Genomic DNA, 25,262 nt, shown 5'->3' with positions numbered 1-25,262 from the left:
GATTCCGGTCGGTCAACCGGGTCCGCCTCGCTTTCGGTCAGTCCGACGAAAAGAGCGCCGAGAGCGACCGACGCGGCGGGTTCGGCTCCTCGACCTGCGTCCAGACGAGCACCGCGCCGAATGCGGCGAGGACCGCACCGAACGCGAACGGGACCGCGAACCCGAACGCGACCAGAAACCCGGAGACGAGCGGCCCGAACGCCACACCGAAGCCGAACGCCATCGTCAGCACCGAGAGCGTGGAACCGGAGCGTCCCTCGGGCGCGAGGTCGCCCGCCAGCGCGAGCGCCGGCGCGAACACCATCGCTCCCGCGACCCCTTGCACGAAGCGCGCCGAAAACATCAGCCACGGGTCGTACAGAAGCCCCTGCACCAACGTCGTGGGGACCAACAGCACCGTCCCGACGACGATGAAGATTTTCCGGCCGTAGAAGTCGGTGGCCCGGCCGATTGGCACCTGTAGCAGTATCTGAGCCAGCACGAACGCCGCGAATTGGAGACCGAACAGCGTCGGTCCCTGGTCGAGTCGAGCGTTGATGATGTCGCCAAGCGTGGCGAACAGCGCGATTCCGACCGCCATGAAAAACGAGACGACGCCGAGCGTGAACACCGGGTCGAGCACGCCCGTCCCCGACCGGTCGAGAACCGCGACCCCGCCGAAGCCCTCGCCCTCGTCGTCGGCGTCGATTTCGGACGCGTCGGGGTCCCGAATCAGAAATAGGATGAGGAAGAAGCTGACCGTGGCGGTCAGCGTGGCGAAGTAGAACGCGGCGTCGAAGCCGCTGAACGAAACCTGTAGCCCGCCCAAATCGACCGCGTAGGGACCCGCCGACACCACGGCCCCCGCCGCAATTGGACCGACGCCGAATCCGACGAGTCTGAAGGTGTTGTACGTCCCCATGTTTCCGCCACGGTTCGACGAGGTGGCGAGGTCGTTGACGAGCGCGACCGTGGTGGGAATTATCAGCGCGCCAGCGACCCCCTGAAGCGTGCGGAGTCCGAGAAGGTGCCAGTAGTTCGACGCCAGCGAGTACAGAAAACTCGCCGCGCCGATGAGCACCAAGCCAGCGAGCACGAATATCTTTCGCCGACCCGTTCTGTCCGAGAGTCGGCCCGTAAACGGCTGTAGCGGGCTGTTGACGAATCCGAACAGCGAGAGAACGACGCCCGTGACAGCGACCTCAGTCAGTCCGAACGTGGTTCCGGAGATGACCTCGCTCCCGATGAACAGCGGGAGGACGACGATGAGAAACGAATTTCCGACGGACTCGGTCATGCGTGCCAGCGCCAGCGTGACCACTTGCGGGTCCACACCCAATCTGTTCGACATTATCCGTCGCTCACCACGCGCTGGCGTCTCATACTCCGAGTCGGGCGTCGGCACTCAATATGTTTGTGAAAGCGGAATTTCGGGTCTCGAATCGGAGTCACGTCGTCCGGTCTCGACTTCGTCGTGAGTCGCGAACGCTCGCGCGTTCACTCCTCGGCGCGCAGGACGATTTCGTCGCCGGTCCGCCGCTCGATTGCGCTCTCCTGAAAGGTGTAGTCGTCCGCCGAGTCCTCCCAGTTCAGATACCGCTTCACGCTCTTGTAGTCGCCCGCGTCGGGTTCGACGTGGGCGATGCCGTGGTCCACTTTGTCCACCGTTCCGAGCATCTCGCCCTCGGAACCGACGACTCGCTTACCTTCGTCGTCTTGGGTCAGGGTTTCGTCCATGAGGCGAGTGGCGACCCGACGAGGCAAGTGCGCTGTGGGCGCGCGCTGACACGAGGCGGGTCGCGCCCGCAAACGACGGAACTTTACTCGCCGCGCGCGCGCCTTCTCACATGAGCGACGACGAACTCACCTACGCCGACGCCGGGGTGGACATCGAGGCCAGCGAGGCCGCGACCGCCGCGCTGGTCGGGGCGGTGGGCGACATCGACGAGACCGAGTTCGCGGGACTGCTCGACATCGGCGACCGCTACCTCGCCTTGGCGACCGACGGCGTGGGCACGAAACTGCTCGTGGCCGAAGCACTCTCCGACTACTCGACGGTCGGCATCGACTGCATCGCGATGAACGTCAACGACCTCGTCGCGAGCGGGGTCGAACCGGTCGCGTTCGTGGACTACCTCGCAGTGGACGAACCCACCGAGACGTTCTCCGAGCAGGTCGGCGAGGGCCTCTCGCAAGGCGCTGAGGAGGCGGGCATCGCGCTCGTCGGCGGCGAGACCGCGGTGATGCCCGACGTGATTCGGGGTCTCGACCTCGCGGGTGCCTGCGCGGGACTCGCCCCGAAGGACGCCATCTTCCCCGGCGAGGCCGAAGTCGGCGACGTACTCGTCGGATTCGAGTCGAGCGGTATCCACTCGAACGGTCTCACCCTCGCGCGAGAGGCCGCGACTCGGAATCACGACTACGACGACCCCTTCCCGCTCGACTCGGGCGAAGGTCGGACGGTGGGCGAAGTCCTGCTCGAACCCACGCGAATCTACACGTACCTCCTCCCCGCGCTTCGCGAGCGCGAGGTCCACGCCGCGGCCCACGTCACGGGCGGCGGGTGGACGAACCTCTCGCGGATGGGCGCGAACCGGTACGAAATCGCCGACCCGTTCGAGGCTCAGCCGGTCTTCGAGTTCGTCCAGCACGAGGGGAGCGTGAGCGACGAGGAGATGCACCGGACGTTCAACATGGGCACGGGCTTCGTGGTCGCGCTTCCGGAGGCCGACGCGGAATCGCTGGCAGACGAGACGGACGGGCGAATCATCGGCAAGGTCGGCGAGGGCGACGAGGTGGCGATTCGCGGACTGACGCTGGCTGACTGAGTTTTCGGGGTTCGGGTGGGCACGAGGGGAGTTGGTCCCGGCTTTGGTTATAAAGTCTCAGGCGAGGAGTGAATCAATCTTCCCGGCGCGCGCTGGCGTGACGCCGTGGTTTGGCGTCACGCCCATGCGCGCGAGGGATGAGTGAGCGCGCGACCGAAGGGAGCGAGTGAGCGAATCGGTTGGGGAGGCGTGTGGCTGTCGCGGTTGCGGTGCGGGGTGGGGTGGGACTGAAAGGGGCCGCCCGGTCGCGCCCGAATGGGTGTGGTCGGTTCCGGCGGCCCTATTCGCGGCGGGCTGTGCGGAGAGCCGCGAATATCCGCTGGAGCGACCGTGACCGGGCGGGGGCTTTCTGAAACTGCTTGGTGCTCTTAGCTTCGACGCCGTTGTGCGAGGCGTCGATGGAGGCTTTCCAGAACTGCTTAGTCGTATATTCTCAGCCATCTCGAACAACTGTGATTCTCCATCCATCCCTCACCCAACCTTGCGGCTTTTGCAAACACTATATGTCCGGACCGCCCAACCACGGATAATGAACGGAAACAGCTTCGGACGCCTGTTCCAAATCGCCACGTTCGGCGAGAGCCACGGCGAGGCGATGGGCGTCACGGTGTCCGGATGCCCGGCGGGTCTCGAACTCTCCGAGGAGGACGTACAGGCCGATTTGGACCGACGAAAGCCCGGCCAGTCGATGATAACCACGAGTCGGGGCGAACCAGACGCAGTATCCATCAAGTCCGGCGTACAGGACGGCTATACCACGGGAACGCCCATCGGGATGGTCATCGAGAACAAGGACGCTCGCTCGGAGAAGTACGAGCCGTTTATCACCGCGCCCCGTCCGTCCCACGGCGACTTCACCTACTCGGCGAAGTTCGGTACGCGCAACTGGGGCGGCGGCGGGCGGTCGTCGGCGCGCGAGACCGTGAACTGGGTCGCGGCGGGAGCCATCGCCAAGAAGATTCTCGCGCGCGAGGGAATCGAACTCAAGGCGCACGTCAACCAAATCGGCGACATCGAAGCGCCCGAGGTCTCGTTCGAGGAGATGCTCGAACACAGCGAGGAGAACGAAGTCCGGTGTGCCCACCCCGAGACCGCCGAGCAGATGCGCGAGCGAATCGACGAGTACCAACAGGAGGGCGACTCCATCGGCGGGTCCATCTACTTCGAGGCCCGCGGGGTCCCGCGTGGCTTGGGTGCGCCGCGATTCGACGGCGTCGAATCGCGCCTCGGCCAGGCCATGATGAGCGTGCCCGCCTCGACCGCGTTCGAGTTCGGACTCGGCCGCGAAGCGCGCGAGTACACCGGCAAGGACCGAAACGACGAGTGGGAGTTCGATTCGGATGGCGACCCAGTTCCCACCGAAAATGACCACGGCGGGCTTCAGGGCGGCATCACTACGGGCGAGCCGATTTACGGCGAGGTCACGCTCCACGCGCCCACCTCGATTCCGAAGACCCAGACCACGGTGGACTGGGAGACCGGCGAGGAGAAAGAGGAGAAGGTCATCGGCCGCCACGACCCCGTGCTTCCGCCCCGCGGGGTCCCGGTCGTGGAGGCGATGCTGGCGCTCACGCTCGTGGATTTCATGCTCCTGTCGGGTCGGGTCAACCCCGACCGCGCGGACGGGCAGGTCGGCGAGTACGACACCGACTACCATCCGAGCAGTCCGCGAAACGAGTAATCCGCGAAGCGAGTAGTCGCGCGAGTCGCTATCCGGACTCGTTCTCGCCGCCGTCTTCGCCGTCGCCGCCCTCGATTTCGACGTCGCCGACCATCGTGGTCGGGTGGACGGTGCAGATGTAAGTCGTCATCTCCTCGGTCGCGGTGAATCGCACCGCCTGAATCGCGCCCTCCTCGCTGACGTTCTCGGTCACGTCCACGAGGTCCTCGCCGCCGACGGTCGTCTCGCCGTCGGTCTCGTTTCCGTCGGTCTCGTTCTCGGGTGTCGCCGTCCCGTCGGCGTCGGTCTGATTCAGTTCCTCGAACCCCTCCGAATCGAGTTCGATGACTTCGAGGACTTGGAGATTCTCGCCCTCGGAGTCCTGAAACGCGACGTTGTGCGGTTGACCATCGACGTTCTTCCACGCGAGCGTGTAGGTCGCTCCTGCTTCGAGGGTCAGCGTGGGATTCTGGTCGGCCTCGCCCGCGTCCTCGCCCGGCAGTCGGTACGGTTGCCAGCCTTCGGTCAGGCCGCCGAGCAGGATGGTGTTCTCGTCCCCGCCGTCCTGTGCGAGTACCGCGACGTTCAGGCCCGCTGCTGCGCCAACTGCCGCCGTCGCTTTCAGAAAGCGGCGGCGGGATGTCTTTCGTGTCATGAAACCCCCGGAAGACAGACCGTCCCGAGGGGGTTAAAATAGCCCTTTCGTTCCGAATTCCGAACGGAGTAACGGTTCGTTTCGCCAGCGTATCCGTCGTTACACGGCCGAACTCCGGCCACCGGGTAGTTTTTTACCAGTCCGGAACCATCTTCAGACAAGCATCGCACTACTGCGGTGTCTCGAAGGTGGAAGGGTGGTTTCGTTCGACACAGACGGACGCGGTCTCGCAATCGCGGACCCCATCGAGCGGCGGCGCTACCGCCTCGACTTCGACTCGCCAATCGAACCCGCACTCGTCGACCCCGACCGATTCCGATTTCCGGTGGACGCCGCGGTCGCCGTCGATGCGGCCGAGATAACCGTCGAGCGGGTCGTGGACGCGTACGTCCGGCGCGCGGACGGGTCGATGGTCGCCGACCTCGGCCCCGGATTCGACGCCGAACTCCCGGCCGACGGCTACGAGGTCGAAATCAACGCCCCGGTGAAGTGCTACCTCCGGGGCGCGGGCGCGCTCGCCGCGACGGTGGGCGACGACCGGATGCAATTTTCGTTCGACGCGGGCGAGGTGCTGGTGGGCGCGCGGTCGTACCACCAGCGGCCCGCGGCGACGATTACGGTCACTTCAGACCCCGAGGACGCCCTCCGCGCGGTGTCGGCGCTCGGGTCGGCGCTCAAGACGACCTCGCCCGAGCGGTCGTACCCCACGCTCCGGGGCCATCCGCCGACCATCGAAGTCGGCGAGTCGTTCGAGATTCCCGATGCGGTGTCCCCGCCCGACACCGGCGTCGAAATCGTCGTGCCGCCGACCCACCGGGCGGCCGCGGTGGTCGCACCGCTCGCGTTCTACCTCGGCGCGGACCTCGTCGCGGGCGACGACCCGCGAATCGTGACCGACGGCTTCGAGTTCGGACTCCGAAACCCCGACTTCGAGACGGGGGTCGAGCGCGCGCTCAAGCAGTCGTTCCTCCTCGATTGCGTGACCCGAACCGAGGGACTGTACCCGGTCGAACTCCACGAGCGCGAGGCGGTCGAGTCGCTCGTGGACCTCGAGTTCGCCGCGCTCTACGACCAGTCGCTGGACGACCGACTCGAAGCGTACCTCTCGGCCGATTTCGAGACTGTCGCCGACGCGCTTCCCCGGTGGAACCTCGCGGCGTACGTCTCGCCCGACCCCGACGGAATCGAGGCGCTCCCGTTCGTGGTCGGCGACCTCGCCGTCGTTCGGCCCGCGGTCGGCGAGACAGTTTCCGCGTCTGAACTCCGGTCGGCGGTCCTCGACGGCTTCCTCGGCGAGCGCACGCGGACGGAGGATTCGGCGGACCGCGACACCGACGCCGGTTCCGACCGCCCGCGTCTGGTCCGACCGCCGCCGAGAGACGCAGTCGAGGTGGCGTGGTTCGGCGACGGCGTCCCGGTCGGCGCGACCAAGGCGACCCCGACCGCGTTCCGAAACAAGCTCTCGCGCAGGCCCGACGCTGGCGACATCGACATCGCGGTCGTCACCAACGACTCGGCAATGGGTGCGGAGAACGACGCGGCGCGCGCGGCATACGGCGCGCGCGACGACCTCCCGTTCGACGTGACGGTTCACCGGGAGACGACGACAGCGGACCTTCGGGACCTGCTGGCGTCGGGCGTCGATTTCCTCCACTACGTCGGCCACGTGGACGACGCGGGATTCGAGTGCGCCGACGGCTTCCTCGACGCCGCGACGCTCGACTCGGTGGACGTGGGCGCGTTCCTGCTCAACGCCTGCCGGTCGTACGACCAGGGTCTGGCGCTCGTGGAGGCCGGAAGCGTCGGCGGCGTGGTCACGCTCAGCGACGTCATCGACAGCGGCGCGCTCCGGGTGGGCCGGACGATGGCCCGCCTGCTGAACCTCGGCTTCCCGCTCAGAGCGAGCCTCGAAGTCGCGCGCGGCGAGAGCATCGTGGGCGGCCACTACACCGTCGTCGGCGACGGACGCGCCGCGGTCGTCCAGGAGGAGGGCGGCCTCTCGATGCTCTGTGGGGTCGAGGGAACCCCGGACGAAGCGAACGGCGCGAACGAAACGGACGGCGCGACCGACCACGCGCTCACGATTTACGCGTACCCGCCCCGAGAGGGCGGCATGGGGACGCTCGCGCGGCCGACGGTAAACGACGACGACCACCACTACCTCGCGCCCGGGCCGCTCGGCCCGTTTCGGCTGTCTGCCGATGGGCTTCGGGAGTACCTCGACCGCCACCGCTACCCCGTCAAAAAAGAGGGCGAGCTGTACTGGAACGCCGACGACCTCGGCCTTTAGGGGCCGTGAGTCGCCATGATTCCGACCGCGGCGGCTCCCCCCGCGTTCGCGAGCAGTGCGAGCAGTGCGAACAGAGCGCCGACGAGTCGCGGTTCGTCCGCGAGTTTCGAGCGAAGTGTATCCGACATGGTTGCATCCGGCGGTCCGACCGCCGTACGCGAACGACGGTGCCGACCCATTTCGATATACGCCACCTACTCCGGAACAAACGCCGGTTGCCGACGGGTACGCGCGGGCTATATTCCGATACACACCGATTTCAGACGGACGCGTCGGCGAAACGCTTGACTCGCGAGTCGCGCCCCGGAACCTCGCGGTTCCGAACATACCTCTTGAGTTAGGCACAAATTTATTACTGATGGAGAGTGTATATTACGTGAGGAAGGGAAGATGTCAAAGAGCTATCAAAGCGGCGAGGCGAACGACGATTCGGGACTGACCGAACCGGGCGAAACGGCGGGCGTGTATCGCGCGCGTCACGACCCGGACGGTCCGCGGACCGTCAGCGAGACGGTTATCAACTCAATCGCCGAAGTCGCCGACATCGACCCGACGAACACCGTCGTCCCCATCGGCGAGCGCGTCGATGCCGACGCGCTCGACGCGCTGTTCGCGAGCGACGAGGGTCTGGCCCGCGTGACGTTTCGGGTGTGTGGCCTCCGGGTCCTCGTCCGGAGCGACGGCCGGATTCGAATCGCCAACGAATCGGTAGCCGACGAGTGAGACGATGAGCGACCACGACGCGAACGACGACGACACGAACCGCGCCGCGAACCGCGATACGAAACTGGTGCGAACGCGCGTCGGCGGCGACTCCCACGCGCTCGTCGTCCGGGAGACGCTCGACGAACCCATCCCGTTCGGGTCGCTCTCGGGCGACGACGCCGACGACGTACTCGCGGTGACCGACGACAGTCCCGGTGCGTTCCTCGACTCGTGGCGCGACCGAGTCGGGACCGCACCCCGAAACGTCGGCGTGGTCGGCGTCGGCAACCGGATGCGGTCGGCGACCGCCGAGACGCCATCGAATGCCGGTGGTCCACCGGGTCGGAAGCCGGGCGAAGCGCGTTCGTCCGAACGCGCTTCGCCCGGCCGTGACTCGCCCGGCCGGAACGTCGTCCGAGGCGTCGCTGACCCGGCCGACACCGTCGCGATACACGACGCCGCCGCGGGCTATCTCGACGTGTGGCCCGACCACGGCGAAACGGTCGCGTACATCGATTCTCTCGGGACGCTCCTCGACCGACTCGACCCGGCCGCGGCCGTCGGCTTTCTCGCGGACTTTCGCCGGACGCTAACCGAGCAGAACGCGGTGGGCTACTTCTGTCTGACACGCTCGGTCCACGACCCGACGAGCGTCCGCGCGGTCACGTCGGCGTTCGACACCGTCATCGAGTGCGTCGGGGAGTCGGACGAGAGCGAGTAGTTCGGAGCGGTGACGTGCGTTCGATTCGGCCCGATAGCTCCGACCCGTTTTTATCTCACGAGTCCCACGGTACCAACGATGGACGCGAACCAGCAGACCCGCTCGAACCCCTTCGGCATGGACGCCGACTGCGAGAACTGCCCGGCGCTCTGTACGACCCGCGAGCGGGTCGTCCACGGCTACGGCGACGTGGGCGCGGACTTCCTGTTCGTCGGCGAGACGCCGGGCGAGGGTGCCGACCGGACCGGCGTGCCGTTCACGGGCGACGAGCGCGGCGAGCGACTGCAGGACATCTTGGGCCGACTCGGACTCAACGACTCCCTGCCGAGCGCCGACGACCCCGAACTCAAAAACGCGTTCGTGACGTACCTCGCGCGGTGTCGCCACCCCGAACGGCCGCCGACCGACGAGGAAGTCGGGACGTGCGAACCCTACCTCAACGCCGAGATTCGGATGATAAACCCCGAAATCCTCGTGCCGGTGGGCGAGCGCGCGCTCGCCGAAATTGCGACGGAGTACACCACGACGCCAGCAGATGAGTTCGAACTCCCGGACGCTCACGCGACCACGATTCGCGGCCGAGGATTCGAAATCGTGCCGATGGCCGACCCCAAGACTTTGACCGACGACCAGAAGGCGGCGTTTCTCGACCACTTCGAGGGGCTGATGGGTCGGGACTACCGCCAGACGAAGGGTCGGCGCGGGCGGTGAGGCGTTCGATTATTGACTGTTAGTGATGTGAGTTCGTTGTTCAGGGAGGAGTTCGAAGCTCGGTCGAGTGATTCGATAAGTACATGACGCGAACTGACCAGTCACGTCAGTAGCATAAACGGGATTGTGAGGAGAACCCCGAGAAGTAGTAGTCCGGAGAATGCGTTCCACGATTGAGAGACAATACTATAAGATAAGCCTGCAAGGACGAGAACGTACCCGATAGCGACGAGAGACAGCACCGTCTCTCTTTTGCGGAGTCCGTTTTCCGTTGCGTCTCTTCTCGACACATCTTACTCTATAAGGAGGAATAACAAAAGAGTAGTGTCACCCAGCTGTGCGGACTGTTAGACCTCTATATTCGACCGCCGTTTCACTTCAAACTTCGAAATAAGAAACCGTGCCACTCTCGCTACCAGTACGGCGTCGAGAGCAACCGCGGCGGCCGCGAACCCCACCGAATCACGGCCAGCACGGCGATGACGAGCAACCCGGCGACCGCGAGTGCCGCGGCGCTCGCGGTCGCCGCCCGGACGAGTCTGAGGAGACTGCCGACCGCGACGAACACGAGTAGCGCGACCGAGAGCGCGGCGAGTGGCTTCCACCAGTTCATACGAGACCAACCGTGCGCTCGGGCAAAAAGTAACTGCCGAGCAGTCGCTGTACTCCGCAGTCGGGGCGTCTCGAAGGAACCAAACCCCCGCTGTGACAACCCAGAGTAATGACTCCCCGTCTCCTCCACTACTCCGACATCGAGAACGTCTACGACTCGCCCGAGCGCGTCGGCCGACTCGCCGGACTGCTCGGCGAACTCGACGGCGACGACGCTATCCTCGCGGGGTCGGGCGACAACACCTCGCCGGGCGTGCTGGCGCTCGTCACCGACGGCGCGCAGGCGCTCGACTTCTACGACGCGGTCCGGCCCGACGTGGAGACGTTCGGCAACCACGAGTTCGACCACGGTTCGGCCGCGCTCCGGCGACTCGTGGCTGACTCGCCTCAGACGTGGGTCAGCGCGAACGTCTTCGAGGGTGACGGCGACCGATTCGCCGCCGACGCCGGAGTCGCGCCCGCGACGGTCGTAGAGGCTGGCGGCGAGCGCGTCGGCTTCGTCGGCGTCACGACCCCGCGGACCGCCTCGCTCAATCCTTTCGCCATCGACCTCGAATTCACCGACCCGGTGGCGGCCGCACGCGAGGCGCTCTCGGACCTCGACGCCGACTACTCGGTCGTCCTCTCGCACCTCGGTAGAGGCGACGAGGAGCTGGCGCGCGAAGTCGAAGCCGACGCCATCCTCGGGGGGCACGTCCCGACCGAGCGCCGCGACCGAATCGACGGCACGCTGCTGACTCGTCCTGGCGACGGCGGCTCGGTCGTCCTCGAAATCGACCTCGGAACGGGCGCGGTCGCGCGCCACGAGGTCGCGGAGTTTCCCGTGGACGAGTCGGTCGCCGACGCGATGCGCGCCCGGATGGCAGACACCGGACTCTCCGAGGTCGTCGCCACCGTTTCGGACCCCATCGACCGCGCGGAGACCACGCTGTTCGGCGGCGAGAGTCGCCTCGGAAACTTCGTCGCCGACGCCTACCGGTGGGCGACCGGCGCGGAGGTGGGGCTTCAGAACAGCGGCGGAGTCCGGACCGGAGACGCCCTCGCGGGCGAGGTTTCGGCGGCCGACATCGTGAGCGTCACGCCGTTCGAGGAGCGCGTGGTCGTCGCGGCCGTTCCGGGCGCGGCCCTCCGGGCGGCGTTCGAGTGGGCCGCCGGACCCGACCTCGGTTTCGCGGAACCCGACTGGTGGCACGCACAGGTCAGCGGGGTCGAAATCGCGTGGGACCCCGACGCCTGCACCGTCGAGTCCGTGCGAGCCGGGGGCGAAGCCCTCGACCCCGACCGGGAGTACACGGTCGCGCTCTCGGACTACATCCTCCACACCGACGACGAATTTCCGTCGCTCGGCCCCGACCTCCGGGTCGAGCGCCACGGCATCCAGTACGAGGTGCTGGTCGAGTACGCCCGCGAGGTCGGTATCGACGTCGTGGCAGACGGGCGAGTAATCGAGAGGTAGAAAGGCCCGGGCGGCGTGAGTTTCGACAATGGCACGCATCATCGTTCCGGTCAGGTACCCGCTGACCGCTCACTCCAGGCGGACCGTGGAGGAGGCCATCCGCGTGGCCGAGGAGCGCGAGTCGGGGCTGACCATCCTCCACGTGAATCTCTATCAACAGGGACACGACGTGACCCGCGCCCAACTCAAGCGCGCGGTCGAATCCGAGTTCGGTCGCATCCCGCGGTCCAGATACGTCGTTCGAGACGGCTTTCTGGTCGAGGAGACCATCCTCGAAGAGGTCGCGGCCGAGGGGGCCGAAGTGGTCGTCATCGGCCACAAGCAGGCGGGTCGCTGGCGGCGCATGCTCCGAAAGCTGACCAAGGACCCCGACGTAGAGACGTACCTCCGCGGGAAATTGGACGCCGAAGTCATCACGGTCGGCGGGCCGTCGCGGGCGGAGTAGCCGCCGAGTCTCAGTCCGACGACTCGAACTCCTCGGGCGAGCCTCGGTCTTTGGGTCGAGTCTCGGGTCCGCGCTCGCGGCCGACATCCACGCGCGCGACGCCGCTGTTCTCGTCGAACACGTGGTGCTGGTGGGGGTACGCGATTTCCACGTCGGCGTCGTCGAGTTGGTCCCACACCTTCTCCTGAATTTTCGACCGTATTCGAGGCATGTAGTACGGCTCTTTCACCCAGTAGCGCAGGTCGAGCAGGACGCCGTGGTCGGCGAACTCCTTGATGTACGACACCGGGGCGGAGGGGTAGCGCGCGCCGCCGACTCGGATGTCGGGACCGCCCTCGACCACGTCGGGAGTCTCGCGGGCGGCCCGTTCCATAATCGCGCGGGCCTCCTCCACATCGCCCTCGTAGGTCACGAGGACTTCGAGCGAGAGGCGCGAGCGGGTGTCCTCCGCGGAGAAGTTGATGATGTCGCGGTCGCGCATGTTGGCGTTCGGAATCACGAGGAAGGTGTTTTCGAGCGTGAACACCTTGGTGTACCGGATGGTGATGTCCTCGATGTACCCCCGAGTATCGAGGTCCACGATTTCTATCATGTCGCCGATTTCGTACGGCTGGTCGGCCAGGACGAACAGGCCGTTGATAACGCTCCCGATGATGGGCGCGAGCACGAGACCCAACACGGCGGAGAACACCGTCACCGACAGCAGGATGTCGGTCGCCTGAAAGTCGAGCGTGCTGGCGGCCGCGAACACGCCGAGCATGAACACCCCCGCGCGGATTCCTCCGAGGACCGTCTTCGTCAGGCTCGGGCGCTGGAATCGGCGGGCAACCGACCGACCTACGAGTCTGACGACGACTCGCCCGGCGTACCACCCCAAGAACAGCAGGAGTATCGCCGTGAACCAGTCCGCGGCCTGCGATGCGAGTATCTCGTTCACCACCCGCCGGACCACGGCCTCTGCGCTCGCCATGCGTCCACCCTCTCTCGGCGCTGGCAAAACGCTAGGGGTTGTCGAATCGGCCGCCGACCCGCCTCTGCACGCTGCTCGCCACAAAGACCTAAGCCAGCGTTCGCCGTACCCGGTCGTATGCCGGGAGCGCAACCGTCGAAACAGACGAGTGCCTCGTTCGAAATCACCGCCGAGAGTCCGGACGAAACCCTGCTCGCAGGGTTCTCGCAGTTCGGTCTCGCGGGACTCACGGCGGTCGATTACCTCGTGGACCACCTCGACTTCGAGGAGGTGGGTCACATCACCGCCGAGCAGTTGCCCGCGATAACGCCGTTCGAAGAGGGTCGTCCACGTCACCACACGCGGCTGTTCTCCCACGAGGGCCGAGATTTGACCGTGCTGGTCGGCGAACTGTTCGTCCCGATATGGGCGGCCAAGCCGTTCAGTGACGCGGTTCTGGACTGGACCGAGACCAACGGGGTCGAGGAGGTCGCGGTCCTCAACGGGGTCACGATTCCCCACGCGCCCGAAGAGCACCAGACGTTCTACGTCGCTACCGACGACTACCACGACCACCGCCTCACCGACACCGACATCCCGCCGATGGGGAAGGGGTTTCTCGACGGCGTGAACGCCGAACTCGTGGCCCGAGGGCTGGAATCGAGCCTCCGAACCGCGGTGTTCGTCACGCCCGTCCATGCGCAGGCCCCCGACGTGGACGCCGCGATTCGACTGCTCGACGCGGTCGAGCGCACCTACGACCTCGACATCGACACCGAGCCGCTGGAGTCGTTCGCCGAGGAAGTCCGCGAGTACTACGAGGAACTCTCGAATCGGCTCTCCGAGCGTGCGGACGCCGAGATGCCCGAAGACCGGATGTACATGTAGCTCTCGAACGCTGACACCGCCGCAAAAATGGAACGACGGTCCCGTTCGCCGCGTCGTTCAGCGGCCGCCGCCCCGAATCGCTCCTACGCCTCGTCGCACACCAGTTCCACCGTGAACGGTGCGTCGTCGTCCGCGACCGTCCCCAGCGCGAACGCCGAGTACGTCGTGCTCGGCGCGAGCGTGACGCCTTCGAACGTCGCCACCGTGTCGCCGCTCTCGGACACCTGCACCGCGAGGTCGTACGTTCCGGCGTTCACCTCTCGGTAGCCGCTCGCGTCGCCGAACTCGAGGCCTTCGAACAGCGTCGGCCCGTCCACGACCGCCACGTCCACCGCCGGTGCGTCGGGCGCGAAGTGAACCGCGCGGAGTCTGGTCGTGTTGTCGGTCAAGACCGCGGCGTCTATCTGGTCGAGCGTTCCGATTGCCGCGACGGTGTAGAACGTCCCCGCGTTCACGGACGCGCTCGCCTGAAGCACGGCGGCGTCTCGGCCCTCGCCCGCGGGAGCCACTTCGAACGTGTACTCGCCGGGGTCGAGTTCAAGGTAGTCGCTAATCGTGCCGAATTCGACGCCCTCTAGGACCGCGTTTCCGTTGACGAACACGTCAACGGCCGGTGCGTCGGGTGACGCGTGTGCAACACGAACGTAGGCTTGTTTGTCTGCCGCTACGACCGACCCGGTCGCGCTTCCCCCCACGAGTGCGGCCGAACCCGCGACACCGAGGGCTTTCAGTACTGTACGTCGGGATTGATTTGCTGTCATATTCCCCCCGGGGAACGGTTAGGACAGTTTCTCAATAATTGCTTTGGCCGATACTTGTCACGACACGCGACCGATTTCGCGGGCCTCACCGGGGTCTTGCGTTGGTTCGACTCTTGTACGAGAATAATAAAACCCGTTTTCGGAACTCCGTGCTACTCGAAACCGGATAAATCATTTACCCCGCGGGACACACTCCACGCATATGACCTCCGACGACTTGCGCGCGAGCATGGAACGGGTCGGCGACCGATTCGACCTCGGCGAGTACGAAATCGACGCCTATCTCACGGTGCTCGAACACGGAAATCTGACCGCGAGCGAAATCGCTGACCGGACCGACATCCCCCAACCGCGGGTGTACGACACGGTTCGAAGCCTCAGCGACCGCGGACTCGTGGAACTCCGGGAGTCGCGTCCGATGAAGGTCATCGCGGTAGACCCCGACGAGGCGTTCTCGGGGATTCAGTCGTCGCTGATGGAGATGGTCTCGGAGTTGGAGGCCCGATACACCGCCCCCGCCCGCGAGACGGAGGCCGTCTCGCTCGTCAAATCGCGCTCGACTATCCTGCGCTATCTCGAAGACGTTATCGAGACCGCGGAGTTCGAACTCGCGCTCTCGCTGACGCCCGACCTGCTCGGGCGGTTCGAGGACGAACTCGCCAGCGCCATCGACTCGGGCGTGAGCATCGAACTCCTCATCACGCCCGCCTCCGAGGTCCCCGGTCCCGACGAGTACGACTACGAGCGCGTCGCGACCACCGTGCGCGCCCGCCGGGGCATCACCACGCCGGTCGTCGCCGTCGCCGACGGCGAGTACTCCATGTACGCGACCCAAGACGCGCTCCGGGACGACGAGGACCGATACGGCGTCATCTTCAATCGGTCGGCGCTCGGCTTCCTCGTCTCGGGCTTCTTCGGCACGGTGCTGTGGACCACCGCCGAGCGCACCCTCTCGACCGACGGCGAGGACCGGCCGTTCCCCCGACGCTACGCCTCCATCCGTCGGTGCGTCAAAGAGTTACAGGAACTCGACGGCGAGTTCCGCGCCACCATCGAGGGCCGCGACATCGAGACCGGGGCGTCCCGCGTGGTCGAGGGAACGGTCGTCGGCTTCTCGTTCGAGGGCGGCGAGCGCGTAGCCGGGATGACTATCGAGACCGACGACGGTGAGGTCACGGTCGGCGGGCAGGTCGCCGCGCTCGAAGACATCGAAGCCCACGAGATTCAGGTCGCGCGCATCACGCCGCCCTGAGTCGGCGAAGTTGCTTTTTGGGCTCCGTTGAACTCCTCGCTCGATGTTGAGTTTCTACAGTCGTGCTGAATCGGAGCGCGTGTTGGTCACGACCGGGAAGCTAATTCGTCTCGAACCGTCGCGGCAACCTCCTGTTGTATCGTTTCATCGGCAGGCTTGCCACTCCACCCCAGGTCTACGGTATCGTCTCGGTATCGAGGAATGACGTGAACGTGAGCGTGGAAGACTTCTTGTCCTGCGGCGACGCCGTTCGCCTGAAGGACGTTGAAGCCATCGAGTCGGTAGACCGATTCGAGCGCACCTGCAACGCGGTGTACCGTCTGGAACACTGCTCCGGCGAGCGCGTTCGGCATGTCGGTTACCGTTTCGTAGTGTGCCTTCGGAACGACGAGCGCGTGGCCCCGAGTCGCAGGTTCGATATCGAGGAAGGCGAGCGAGTGCTCGTCTTCATACAACCGATATGCGGGCGAATCCTCGGCGACAATCGAGCAGAATACACAATCTGACACAACGTGCCAGTGCTCCGCGCCGACGAAAGTTCCACCGACTTTCGGTGCCACGTGTTCACCCCGTGCAGAACGTATCCGCGGTATTCGGTACGCCGTTCTCAGCAACGACTGTGAATTTCGACAAGGCCGCCTTTTCGGAGAATCGCCGTCGAACTACTCGAACGTGTAGAGGCGCGCGCCGCAGTCGGCGCACGCCAGCACGTCGTCGGGCGCATCGACGCGCGCGCCGCTCGGCCCGCCACAGCAGTTCATGGTGGTCGTCTCCTCGACCGGGCCGTCGCACGCGGGACACGATTCGAGGAACGTCCGGAGCGGCCCGACGACGCGAGCGCGCACGTCGGGCGCGAGGTCGGTCCGGTCGGCGAGCGCCCGCGCCGCGGCCGCGTCCGCGACCGCGACGGGGCGGGCCAGCCATCGCTCGTTGGCCGGGTCGTCGCTCCCGTCGGAGACGACGACCCAGACCTCGTCTCGGGGTTCGACCACTTCGGCGACGAGTCCCTCGGGCGCGGCGGCTTCGAGCGTCGCCGCGAGGTACGAGTCGTCGCGCTCGCGCAGGTCGCGGACCTGCGCGCGCCACGCCTCGCGGAACTCCCCGTCGAGCGAGAGCGTCTCGTCGTCGGCGACCACCACGCCGCGTTCGAGGAGCGCGGTCAGCACGCGCTCGCCGGTCTCCTCGTCGTCCACGAGCGACCCCGACGCCTCGGGCGTCGGGGTCGCGTCGGCATCGCCGGTGGAATCGTCGGTGGCGTCGTAGCCCGTGTCATCGTCGTCCGTGTCGTCAGCTCTCGACGACTCCCCACCGTCAGTTGTCGGCGGCGTCGCGGGCGCGAGCGTCGCTGTCGGCGGCGTCGGTTTCGAGTGTGCGACTTCGAACGGGTCGCCCGGAAGCCGCGCCGCGAGGCGCGGCGCGAACCGCGGGGTGTACGGGACGAGGTACCCCCGGAGCGTGATGACCGCCGCACCGACGAGTCCGAGCGCGGCGGCGCTCGCGCGCGAGCGCCGCCGCGAGATGCCTGCGCACGCGAGAAGCAGGAATATCGCGTTCGCGACGGTACACGGCCAACACCGCCCCTCGCCGGTGTATGCCGGGTTTCGAAGCCGGTCGAGTAGCGAAGGCATACGTCCCCAAACGGAGAGGCGGGCCTTCAGCCTTTGCAGGTCTCGTCCGGTTTTGCGAGTCACGTCCCGATTTCCGGGTTCGCCCGGTTCGGTCCCCTACCGTTTTGTCGCGGCGCTCCGTACTTCGGTGCATGACGGAGATGGACTACACGAAACTCGGCGACACAGGTCTCGAAGTCTCGCGACTCTGTTTGGGGTGCATGAACTTCGGGAGCGATACGGAGTGGATGATGAACGACGAGGAGGCGAGCGTCGAACTCATCGACCGCGCAATCGACCTCGGTATCAATTTCCTCGATACCGCGAACGTCTACTCGCGCGGCGAGAGCGAGCGAATCGTCGGGAAAGCCATCGAGGAGTACGACCGCGACGAACTCGTCGTCGCGACGAAGGTGTACGGGTCGATGGGCGACGGTCCGAACTCGCAGGGCCTCTCGCGCAAGCACATCTTGGACCAAGCCGAAGCGAGTCTGGAGCGACTCGGTACCGACTACATCGACCTCTATCAGATTCACCGGTGGGACGAGACCACGCCCGTCGAGGAGACCCTCGACGCGCTCGACCATCTCGTGGAGACCGGCAAAGTCCGGTATCTCGGAGCCTCCACGATGGCGGCGTGGCAGTTCACGAAGGCGCTCTACGAGAGCGACGTGAACGACTATCGGCGCTTCGCGTGCATGCAACCCGAGTACAACCTCGTGGACCGCCACGAGGAGGAGAACGTCCTACCGGTCTGTGCCGACCAGGGAATCGGCGTCGTTCCGTGGAGTCCGCTCGCGGGTGGCTTTCTGACCGGGAAGTACGACCGCGACGAGGACCCCGACGAGGGGCGGGCCGCCACCGACGAGCACACTCGCGAACGGTTCACCGACGAGAACTGGGCCGTACTCGACGAGGTTCGAACCCTCGCCGACGAGAAGGGCGCTTCCCCAGCGCAGGTCAGCCTCGCGTGGCTCCTCCACAAGGAGGTGGTGGACGCCCCCATCATCGGCCCGCGGACTATCGACCACCTCGAAGAGAACGTCGGCGCGCTCGACGTGACGCTCTCGGACGACGAGGTGGCCCGCCTCGAAGCGCCGAAGGACCCGGTCTGGGCGCGCGCCATCGCCAACCTGTAGCCGCCCGCGACTTTTGACAGGAAAATAACACTCTACTTCGGATTAGTTGATAGCTAGAGTAGTTCGAATTATCGCCGCACCGTACTGGTGTTTTCAGGCGTAACGCGCTCAATAACGTCTAAAAAGTTACAACAACTGCAGTAGTTACTAACACTAAGATATAAATGGGCAAACACCGTGATACTAACTGAAATGGTAGATAATAATTCGCACGACTCGGATGGACGAACGGGTTCCGTCTCTCGCCGGAACTTCGTGAGAGCGGTCGGCGCGTCCGGCGCGGCGGTCGGTCTCGCGGGCTGTACGGGCGACGGTGGCGGGAGTCAGGACACGACCACCGAGGGCGGGAGCGACGATTCGGGCACGACGACGGGAAGCGTGGACAACGACGGCGGCACCACCACCCTCCAGTGGGCCACCGACCCCGACTTCGAGGACGTCTGGGACACGCTTCAGGACGTGCTCCACGAGAACGGCCTGTCGAACGACATCGAAGTGGAGATTCTCGCGGGGTCGAGCGTGACCGACGACCGGCAGGCCCAGTACCAGCAGTGGCTCTCGGCGGGTCGGAGCAAGCCCGACATCCTCTACGTGGACAGCGGGTGGACGATTCCGTTCATCATGCGCGACCAACTTCAGAATCTGAGCGGGATGCTCGGGAGCGACCGGATTTCCCAACTCGAAGACGACTACTTCCAGGCGAGCGTCTCGACCGCGAGAGGGCCGGACGGCGACCTGTTCGCGATTCCGCTGTTCCCGGACTTCCCCACGATGCAGTACAACAAGTCGTACGTCTCGGAGGCCGGGTACGGCGAAGACGACTTCGAGACGTGGGCCGAGGAGTCGATGACGTGGCAGGAGTTCTCGAACGTCACCAGCGAGGCGCTCGACGCCAACGACGACGTGGACTACGGATTCACGTTCCAGGCCGACTCCTACGAGGGACTGGCGTGCTGTGACTTCAACGAGTTCATGACGAGCTGGGGCGGCGCGTACTTCGGCAACCCCGAGGAGAACCTCTTCGGCCCGATTGGCGACCGACCGGTCACCGTCGGCGAGGACCAGGTCGTGGACTCGGTTCGGATGATTCGGACGTTCATCCACGGCTCGGACGCCGAGGAAACCCTCGACGACTACGCGGGCGACATCTCGCCCGACGCGGTCCTCCAGTGGACCGAGGAGCCGTCGCGAAAGCCGTTCACGAACGGAAACGCGGTGATGCACCGCAACTGGCCGTACGCAATCAACACGAGCGCCTCCGAAGACAACCTCGGCGACGACCTCGGAGTGATGCCGATTCCGTACGCCGTGACCGAAGACGAGGCCGAGTACCCCGGAACGGGCGGTCCCGTCGCGGCGCTCGGCGGGTGGCACAACGCCATCAATCCGAACTCCGAGAACAAGGAGGCCGCGCTCGAAGTGCTCACCGCGATGATGAGCGAGGAGTTCAAGCTCGCGCTGTTCGAAGAACTCGGCTTCCTACCGCCGGAGCCCGACCTGCTCGACACCGACCGAGCCGGCGAGGTGCCCATCATGGGTCAGTTCCTCCCGCAGCTCAAGGTGGCTGGCGAGAACGCGATTCCGCGCCCCGTCACGCCAATATGGCCAAACCAGTCCCAACGCATCGCCCAGCAGGTCAACGACGCCTACTCCGAGAGCGGTGACCCCGTCTCGGCGATGAGCACGCTCCAACAACAGCTCGAGGAAATCGAGCAGAGCGCATAAACATAAGGCGCTTCAAATCTTACACGATTTTTATGTCCACTTCGACCGAAGACGACGTCCGGGACACTCGACGCTCGGGACCGTACGTCGCCGTCGTTCGCTGGATGGAGAACCTGAGCGACACGCAGTTCGCGTACCTGCTGTTGACGCCGGTCCTGCTGTTGCTCGCGCTCATCGCGTTCTGGCCGCTGTTGAGCACGTTTCGGATGTCGCTGTACGCCGACAGCCTCGTCGGGGCGAGCGCGCTCGGGGAGTTCGTCGGCCTGCAGAACTACGTCGAGCTGCTGACCGGCCAGCGCGACGTGGTGCTGGTCCGGCCGTTCCTCGACCTGAACGCCCCGTTCCGAAGCGCGCTGACCGTGACACTCATCTTCACCGCGGTGAGCGTCTTCTTCGAGACCATCGTCGGATTCGGACAGGCGCTCGTCCTCGACCAGGAGTTCCGCGGTCGGCGGTGGGTTCGGGTCGCAATCATCCTCCCGTGGGCGGTGCCCATCGTGATTCAGGGGATGATTTTCTTCCTGCTGTTCCAGCCCAACATCGGCTTCCTCGTCGAACCGCTCCAGAACTGGGGCGTATTCACCGCGACGCCGCTGACCAACTCGGTTGACTCGGTCATCATCCTCGTGGTCGCCGACGTGTGGAAGACGTCGGCGTTCATGGCGCTCATCATCCTCGCGGGGCTCCAGAGCGTCGATAGGAGCCTCTACGACGTCGGGAGGGTCGCGGGCGCGTCGAAGTTCCAGCAGTTCAAGATGATAACCCTGCCGTTGGTGTTGCCGTCGGTGCTGGTCGCGATGCTGTTCCGAACCATCGGCGCGATGCGGGTGTACGGCATCATCGAGACGGTTTCGGGCTGTAACACGGTGCCGTCGCTGTCGTGTCTCGTCGTCTCGACGTTCCGCGGTTCGCGGATGTACGGCACGTCGGCGGCAATCGCGTTCATCACCGCGGCGCTCATCGGCGTCGTCGTCTCGGTGTACATCGTGAAATACGCGGATACCGAGGAGGCTTCCGGATAACCATGGCTACAGAATCAGAAACCGAGCAAGGACCGCTCTCGCGGTGGGTCGACTCGTCAATCCAGAACCCCGAGAAGGTGTACCGAGCGATGTTCTACGTCGCCACCATCTTCTTCCTGTTCACGACGCTGTTCCCGTTCTACTGGCTGCTGGTGCTGGCGCTCACGCCGAACGACGCCATCGCCAACTTCGGCTTCCCGCCGGTGCCGAACGGCTTCAACCCCGGCGCGTTCATCGAGGTGTTCCAACAGGTGCCGTTCCACCTCTACGTGTTCAACAGCTTCGTGCTCGGCATCGTCACGACCGCGGTCGTGTTGGTGCTGGCGAGCCTCGCGGGCTACGTGTTCGGCAGGCTCGACTTCCCCGGGAAAGCGCCGCTGATGTTGCTCATCCTCGCGGTGTCGTACTTCCCGCCAGCCGCGTTCGTCATCCCGCTGTTCCGACTGTTCACCGGGAACGTAACGCTGTTCGGGGTCGCTCCACCTGAACTGTTCAACACGCCGTTCGCGATGATACTCCCGTTCAGCGCGCTGTTCATGCCGCTGTCCATCTTCATCCTCTCGACGTTCTACGGCCAGATTCCGGACGGCCTGGAGGACGCCGCGAGAATCGAGGGGACGACGCGGCTCGGCGCGCTGTTCCGGGTCATCGTGCCGCTGTCGGCACCCGGCGTCGCCACCGCGGGCGTACTAACCTTTATTTCGGTGTACAACGAGTTCTTCTTCTCGTTCATCATGACGACCGGGGAGGCCGACCAGTGGGCACCGCTGGTCTGGGGTATCCTGAGCTATCAGGGCCAGTACTCCGAGCTGTACAACCTCATGGCCGCGGCGAGCATCGTCGGCGTCCTCCCGGTCGCCATCATCGTCGTGGTCGCACAGGAGAAAATCGTGAGCGGACTCACCGCGGGAGCACTCAAGGAGTGATTCACAATGGGTAAAGTAATCTTAGACGGCGTCACGAAACGCTACGCGGACGTAACGGCAGTGAACGACATGAACCTCGACATCAGGGACGGCGAGTTCGTCACGCTCGTCGGCCCGTCGGGGTGCGGGAAGTCCACCACGCTGGAGACCATCGCGGGGCTGACCAAGCCCACGGAGGGAACCATCACCATCGCGGAAAAGGAGGTGACGAACCTCCCGCCGAAAGACCGGGGCATCGCGATGGTGTTCCAGAACATCGCGCTGTTCCCGCACATGGACGTGTACGACAACATCAGCTTCGGCCTGCGACTTCGGGACTACCCGAAAGAGGAAATCGACCGCCGGGTCGAGCGCGCCTCGGACATCGTCCAGTTGGAGGGCATGCTCGAACGGATGCCCGACGAGATGTCGGGCGGGCAGCGCCAGCGGGTCGCCATCGCGCGCGCCATCGTGCGCGAACCCGAGGTGTTCCTGATGGACGAGCCGCTGGCGAACCTCGATGCGAAGCTCCGGGTCCACATGCGGACCGAGCTCCAGCGACTCCACAAGGAACTCGACACCACCATCATCTACGTGACCCACGACCAGGCCGAGGCGATGACGATGTCCGACCGCATCGCCATCATCGACGGCGGGGAACTCCAGCAGATAGACCCGCCGCTGGTCTGCTACAACGAACCCCAGAATCTGTTCGTCGCGGGATTCATCGGGTCGCCGTCGATGAACTTCGTCGAAGGCGAAGTCACCGCGAGCGGTCTCTCGACCCCCGACTTCGACGTGGAGTTCGACCCCGGACAGCTCTCGGGCGTCACGCCGGGCGACGCGCTGACGCTCGGCGTCCGACCGGAGGACGTGTACCTCCGCGAGAAGAGCGAGAACGTCTCGAATCCGACCCAGCCGATTGCGGCCCGGACCGACGTGCTGGAGCCGATGGGCGACGAGATATTCGTCTACCTCCTGACCGGCGACGCCGACCCGACGATGGAGGCCGACGACGCGATGCCGCAGAATCAGCTCCTGATGAGCGTGGACCCCTCCTCGGACATCTCCGAGGACACCGACGTGGAGGTCGTCCTCGACCGCGAGCGCGCCCACCTGTTCGACACCGAGACGGGCGACGCCATCAGTCACAGTCTGGAGTTCGCCGCGGTCGAACCCGGACCCGCCGGGACCGAAGCGGAGGGTGACGACTGATGGTGACGACGCTCGGATGGCTGTATCTGGTCGGCGGGACGGTGCTGTTTTTCTTCTGGGCGTACGGTATCGTCTCGTTCGTCCTCGACGTGAAGAACAAGTACATCCCCGCCATTCGAGCGATGATTGCGGCTCGCAGGGAGCGCAAGAAGGAGGCCGAACGCGAGAGCGAACGCGAGGAGACCGAGCGACAGTTGTACTGAGACGACGCCGTCTTCCGTCGTTATTCAGTCAATTTTCGCGGGAAAGAAAGGCGACAGCGCGATGAACGAACGCAGAAGGGAAAAACCTAACAACATCTCATGGTTGGCTATCAATAGCACCTATGTCTAGTTCGAATGAGACGGTTCGAGTCGGGTTCGTCGGGTTGGGTAACATCGGCCACCACCACGCCGATAGAATCGTGGACATCCCCGGCGTCGATATCGTCGGCGGTGTCGATATCAACCCCGACGCGCGCGCCCGGTTCGCCGAAAAGTACGGAGTCGAGTCGTTCGAGAGCTACGAGGACCTCTACGAAGCCGACGTGGACGCGGTCATCGTCACGACGCCGAACAAGTTCCACGAGGAGTACGCGATTGCGGCGCTCGAGTCGGGTCTCGACGTGCTCTTGGAGAAGCCGCTGGCCCACTCGCTCGAAAGCGCCGAGCGCATCGCGGAGGCCGACTACAACTCCTCGGGATTCTGCATGGTCGGCTTCCACAACCGCTATCGCAACCCCGTCGAGGTCCTCAAGGGGTATCAGGACGAGGGTCGGTTCGGCGACACCCGCCACGTCGAGGCCAACTTCATCCGACGCCGCGGGATTCCCGGCCGGGGGTCGTGGTTCACGAACCGCGACATCGCGGGCGGCGGCGCGCTCATCGACATCGGCGTTCACGCCATCGACCTCGCGCTCCACTTCCAGGACTTCCCGAAGGTGACGGAGGTCTCGGGCACGATTCGGTCGCAGTTCGGCACTCGCGAGGATTACGCCTACCTCGAAATGTGGGGCGACGACACCCAGTCGGGCGACTTCTCGGTTGACGACTCCGTGAGCGCGTTCCTGCGATGCGAGGGCGGCAAGACCATCGCGCTCGAAGTCGCGTGGGCCGCCAACCGTTCTCCAGACGAGGAGTTCATCATCCGCGGGACCGAAGCGGGTGCGACCTTCGACAAGGCCGACGACTCGCTCACGGTGTACGAGACGGGCCAGCAGGGCACCGACCACTTCTCGGACTCCGAAATCAAGACGCGCCACGAGGACCCTCACAAGGCCGAACAGCGCGCGTTCTTCGACGCGGTCCGGCGCGGGTCGCCGCCCGAGCGAAACACGGTCGAGCAGGCGCTCGAAGTCCAGCGCGTCATCGACGCCATCTACCGGTCGAACGACGAGGACCGCGCGATTCGACTCGACTGACTTTCTCCGACCGAGACCGTATTTGACGCCGACCGAGCAGTACGCCTAAATCCCGCGCCCGACTACGACCGAACGATGAACACGACCACGACGGGAGACGGCCGGACGGTGTACGTCGCCCGCGAGGAGGCCGAGCGTGGTTCGAAAGGTGCCTTTTTCGTCGTCTACGGCGGCGAGGACCGCGAGAATCGCTACGGCTACTTCTGCGACAACTGCGAGCGAATCGACAACGCGATGGACTCGATGGGCCGCATCGAGTGCAACGTCTGTGGCAACATCCGAAAGCCGACCGAGTGGGACGCGGCCCACGAGTAGGTGCGACTCGCAGAGTCGCACCT

At 65.3% G+C, this 25,262-nt stretch carries 27 protein-coding genes; 18 read left to right on the top strand and 9 right to left on the bottom strand.

The genetic code is table 11. The features are described from left to right. Window positions 1-37 precede the first annotated feature (37 nt). Both EKH81_RS15850 and EKH81_RS15845 read right to left on the bottom strand, forming a co-directional pair. On the bottom strand, window positions 38-1,330 hold the full coding sequence (locus tag EKH81_RS15850; protein WP_132059903.1) for an MFS transporter: 1,293 nt from the start codon (window positions 1,328-1,330) through the stop codon (window positions 38-40). Between the two features lie 146 nt (window positions 1,331-1,476). Continuing rightward, window positions 1,477-1,716 (bottom strand): PRC-barrel domain containing protein, encoded by a 240-nt coding sequence (locus EKH81_RS15845; RefSeq protein ID WP_132059905.1) that lies wholly within the window; start codon window positions 1,714-1,716, stop codon window positions 1,477-1,479. A 110-nt stretch (window positions 1,717-1,826) separates the two neighbouring features. On the opposite strand from EKH81_RS15845, the gene purM reads away from it, so the two are divergent. Together purM and aroC are read left to right on the top strand one after the other, a co-directional pair. Then, window positions 1,827-2,807, top strand: coding sequence for a phosphoribosylformylglycinamidine cyclo-ligase (purM, locus tag EKH81_RS15840; protein WP_132059907.1), 981 nt, complete (start codon window positions 1,827-1,829; stop codon window positions 2,805-2,807). A gap of 529 nt (window positions 2,808-3,336) precedes the next feature. Beyond that, a complete protein-coding gene (aroC, locus tag EKH81_RS15835) occupies window positions 3,337-4,488 on the top strand; it encodes a chorismate synthase (RefSeq protein WP_132059909.1) in 1,152 nt (383 codons plus the stop codon). Between the two features lie 28 nt (window positions 4,489-4,516). Here aroC and EKH81_RS15830 read toward each other — a convergent pair whose 3' ends face one another. Continuing rightward, a complete protein-coding gene (locus EKH81_RS15830) occupies window positions 4,517-5,122 on the bottom strand; it encodes a plastocyanin/azurin family copper-binding protein (protein ID WP_132059911.1) in 606 nt (201 codons plus the stop codon). Between the two features lie 196 nt (window positions 5,123-5,318). On the opposite strand from EKH81_RS15830, the gene EKH81_RS15825 reads away from it, so the two are divergent. Further along, the gene (locus EKH81_RS15825) at window positions 5,319-7,412 is read left to right on the top strand and encodes a hypothetical protein (RefSeq protein ID WP_238392215.1); all 2,094 of its coding nucleotides are present in this window, start codon (window positions 5,319-5,321) and stop codon (window positions 7,410-7,412) included. On the opposite strand, the gene EKH81_RS19790 is transcribed toward EKH81_RS15825, so the two are convergent. Further along, window positions 7,409-7,540 carry a DUF7503 family protein gene (locus EKH81_RS19790; RefSeq protein WP_274380515.1) on the bottom strand — a complete coding sequence of 44 codons (132 nt, stop codon included), beginning with the start codon at window positions 7,538-7,540 and terminating at the stop codon, window positions 7,409-7,411. The genes EKH81_RS15825 and EKH81_RS19790 overlap by 4 nt on opposite strands. 262 nt (window positions 7,541-7,802) lie before the next feature. Here EKH81_RS19790 and EKH81_RS15820 point away from each other — a divergent pair, with 262 nt between their 5' ends. The 3 genes from EKH81_RS15820 (at window position 7,803) to EKH81_RS15810 (ending at window position 9,549) form a co-directional block, all read left to right on the top strand. Beyond that, window positions 7,803-8,135: a HalOD1 output domain-containing protein gene (locus EKH81_RS15820; protein ID WP_132059915.1), complete on the top strand. Its 333-nt coding sequence runs from the start codon at window positions 7,803-7,805 to the stop codon at window positions 8,133-8,135. A 4-nt stretch (window positions 8,136-8,139) separates the two neighbouring features. Further along, complete coding sequence (locus EKH81_RS15815; protein WP_132059917.1) at window positions 8,140-8,838, top strand: DUF7504 family protein; 699 nt, start codon at window positions 8,140-8,142, stop codon at window positions 8,836-8,838. 78 nt (window positions 8,839-8,916) lie between these two features. Beyond that, the gene (locus tag EKH81_RS15810) at window positions 8,917-9,549 is read left to right on the top strand and encodes a uracil-DNA glycosylase (protein WP_132059919.1); all 633 of its coding nucleotides are present in this window, start codon (window positions 8,917-8,919) and stop codon (window positions 9,547-9,549) included. A 412-nt stretch (window positions 9,550-9,961) separates the two neighbouring features. Here the strand turns inward: EKH81_RS15810 and EKH81_RS15805 are convergent, their stop codons facing one another. Beyond that, entirely contained in the window at window positions 9,962-10,162 is a 201-nt protein-coding gene (locus EKH81_RS15805; protein WP_132059921.1) for a hypothetical protein, read from the bottom strand. 108 nt (window positions 10,163-10,270) lie between these two features. Here EKH81_RS15805 and EKH81_RS15800 point away from each other — a divergent pair, with 108 nt between their 5' ends. Both EKH81_RS15800 and EKH81_RS15795 read left to right on the top strand, forming a co-directional pair. Continuing rightward, window positions 10,271-11,617, top strand: coding sequence for a bifunctional metallophosphatase/5'-nucleotidase (locus tag EKH81_RS15800; protein ID WP_132059923.1), 1,347 nt, complete (start codon window positions 10,271-10,273; stop codon window positions 11,615-11,617). Window positions 11,618-11,645: 28 nt separating this feature from the next. Then, window positions 11,646-12,062 carry a universal stress protein gene (locus EKH81_RS15795; protein WP_132059925.1) on the top strand — a complete coding sequence of 139 codons (417 nt, stop codon included), beginning with the start codon at window positions 11,646-11,648 and terminating at the stop codon, window positions 12,060-12,062. A 10-nt stretch (window positions 12,063-12,072) separates the two neighbouring features. On the opposite strand, the gene EKH81_RS15790 is transcribed toward EKH81_RS15795, so the two are convergent. Beyond that, entirely contained in the window at window positions 12,073-13,032 is a 960-nt protein-coding gene (locus tag EKH81_RS15790) for a mechanosensitive ion channel family protein (protein WP_132059927.1), read from the bottom strand. Between the two features lie 117 nt (window positions 13,033-13,149). Between EKH81_RS15790 and EKH81_RS15785 the strand changes: the two genes are divergently transcribed. Continuing rightward, entirely contained in the window at window positions 13,150-13,899 is a 750-nt protein-coding gene (locus EKH81_RS15785; RefSeq protein WP_132059929.1) for a proteasome assembly chaperone family protein, read from the top strand. Between the two features lie 83 nt (window positions 13,900-13,982). Here the strand turns inward: EKH81_RS15785 and EKH81_RS15780 are convergent, their stop codons facing one another. After that, entirely contained in the window at window positions 13,983-14,660 is a 678-nt protein-coding gene (locus EKH81_RS15780) for a DUF4397 domain-containing protein (RefSeq protein ID WP_132059931.1), read from the bottom strand. A 202-nt stretch (window positions 14,661-14,862) separates the two neighbouring features. On the opposite strand from EKH81_RS15780, the gene trmB reads away from it, so the two are divergent. Beyond that, window positions 14,863-15,912, top strand: a complete 1,050-nt coding sequence (trmB, locus tag EKH81_RS15775) for an HTH-type sugar sensing transcriptional regulator TrmB (RefSeq protein ID WP_132059933.1) — start codon at window positions 14,863-14,865, stop codon at window positions 15,910-15,912. Window positions 15,913-15,998: 86 nt separating this feature from the next. Here trmB and EKH81_RS15770 read toward each other — a convergent pair whose 3' ends face one another. Further along, window positions 15,999-16,421, bottom strand: coding sequence for an HIT family protein (locus tag EKH81_RS15770; RefSeq protein WP_238392214.1), 423 nt, complete (start codon window positions 16,419-16,421; stop codon window positions 15,999-16,001). Between the two features lie 153 nt (window positions 16,422-16,574). Then, window positions 16,575-17,540 carry a DUF8054 domain-containing protein gene (locus EKH81_RS15765; RefSeq protein ID WP_132059935.1) on the bottom strand — a complete coding sequence of 322 codons (966 nt, stop codon included), beginning with the start codon at window positions 17,538-17,540 and terminating at the stop codon, window positions 16,575-16,577. A gap of 131 nt (window positions 17,541-17,671) precedes the next feature. On the opposite strand from EKH81_RS15765, the gene EKH81_RS15760 reads away from it, so the two are divergent. The 8 genes from EKH81_RS15760 to EKH81_RS15725 all read left to right on the top strand — a co-directional run bounded on the left by EKH81_RS15760 (window position 17,672) and on the right by EKH81_RS15725 (window position 25,239). Continuing rightward, complete coding sequence (locus EKH81_RS15760) at window positions 17,672-18,658, top strand: aldo/keto reductase (protein ID WP_132059937.1); 987 nt, start codon at window positions 17,672-17,674, stop codon at window positions 18,656-18,658. Between the two features lie 255 nt (window positions 18,659-18,913). After that, window positions 18,914-20,383: an extracellular solute-binding protein gene (locus EKH81_RS15755; protein WP_368407719.1), complete on the top strand. Its 1,470-nt coding sequence runs from the start codon at window positions 18,914-18,916 to the stop codon at window positions 20,381-20,383. A gap of 32 nt (window positions 20,384-20,415) precedes the next feature. Then, window positions 20,416-21,405, top strand: coding sequence for a carbohydrate ABC transporter permease (locus tag EKH81_RS15750; protein ID WP_132059941.1), 990 nt, complete (start codon window positions 20,416-20,418; stop codon window positions 21,403-21,405). 2 nt (window positions 21,406-21,407) lie between these two features. After that, window positions 21,408-22,331 (top strand): carbohydrate ABC transporter permease, encoded by a 924-nt coding sequence (locus EKH81_RS15745; protein WP_132059943.1) that lies wholly within the window; start codon window positions 21,408-21,410, stop codon window positions 22,329-22,331. Window positions 22,332-22,337: 6 nt separating this feature from the next. Continuing rightward, entirely contained in the window at window positions 22,338-23,525 is a 1,188-nt protein-coding gene (locus EKH81_RS15740) for an ABC transporter ATP-binding protein (protein ID WP_132059945.1), read from the top strand. Next, window positions 23,525-23,728 (top strand): DUF8005 family protein, encoded by a 204-nt coding sequence (locus EKH81_RS15735; RefSeq protein ID WP_132059947.1) that lies wholly within the window; start codon window positions 23,525-23,527, stop codon window positions 23,726-23,728. The genes EKH81_RS15740 and EKH81_RS15735 overlap by 1 nt, the downstream gene beginning before the upstream one ends. 122 nt (window positions 23,729-23,850) lie before the next feature. After that, window positions 23,851-24,924, top strand: coding sequence for a Gfo/Idh/MocA family protein (locus EKH81_RS15730; RefSeq protein ID WP_132059949.1), 1,074 nt, complete (start codon window positions 23,851-23,853; stop codon window positions 24,922-24,924). Window positions 24,925-24,999: 75 nt separating this feature from the next. Then, window positions 25,000-25,239: a DUF5816 domain-containing protein gene (locus EKH81_RS15725; protein WP_132059950.1), complete on the top strand. Its 240-nt coding sequence runs from the start codon at window positions 25,000-25,002 to the stop codon at window positions 25,237-25,239. Window positions 25,240-25,262: the final 23 nt, after the last annotated feature.

The organism is Halorussus amylolyticus (genome assembly GCF_004143485.2).
In the GTDB taxonomy this organism is placed as follows: Archaea; Halobacteriota; Halobacteria; order Halobacteriales; family Haladaptataceae; genus Halorussus; species Halorussus amylolyticus.
The sequence above is the reverse complement of the archived record's forward strand: the minus strand, read 5'-3'. Positions and strand labels throughout refer to the sequence as shown.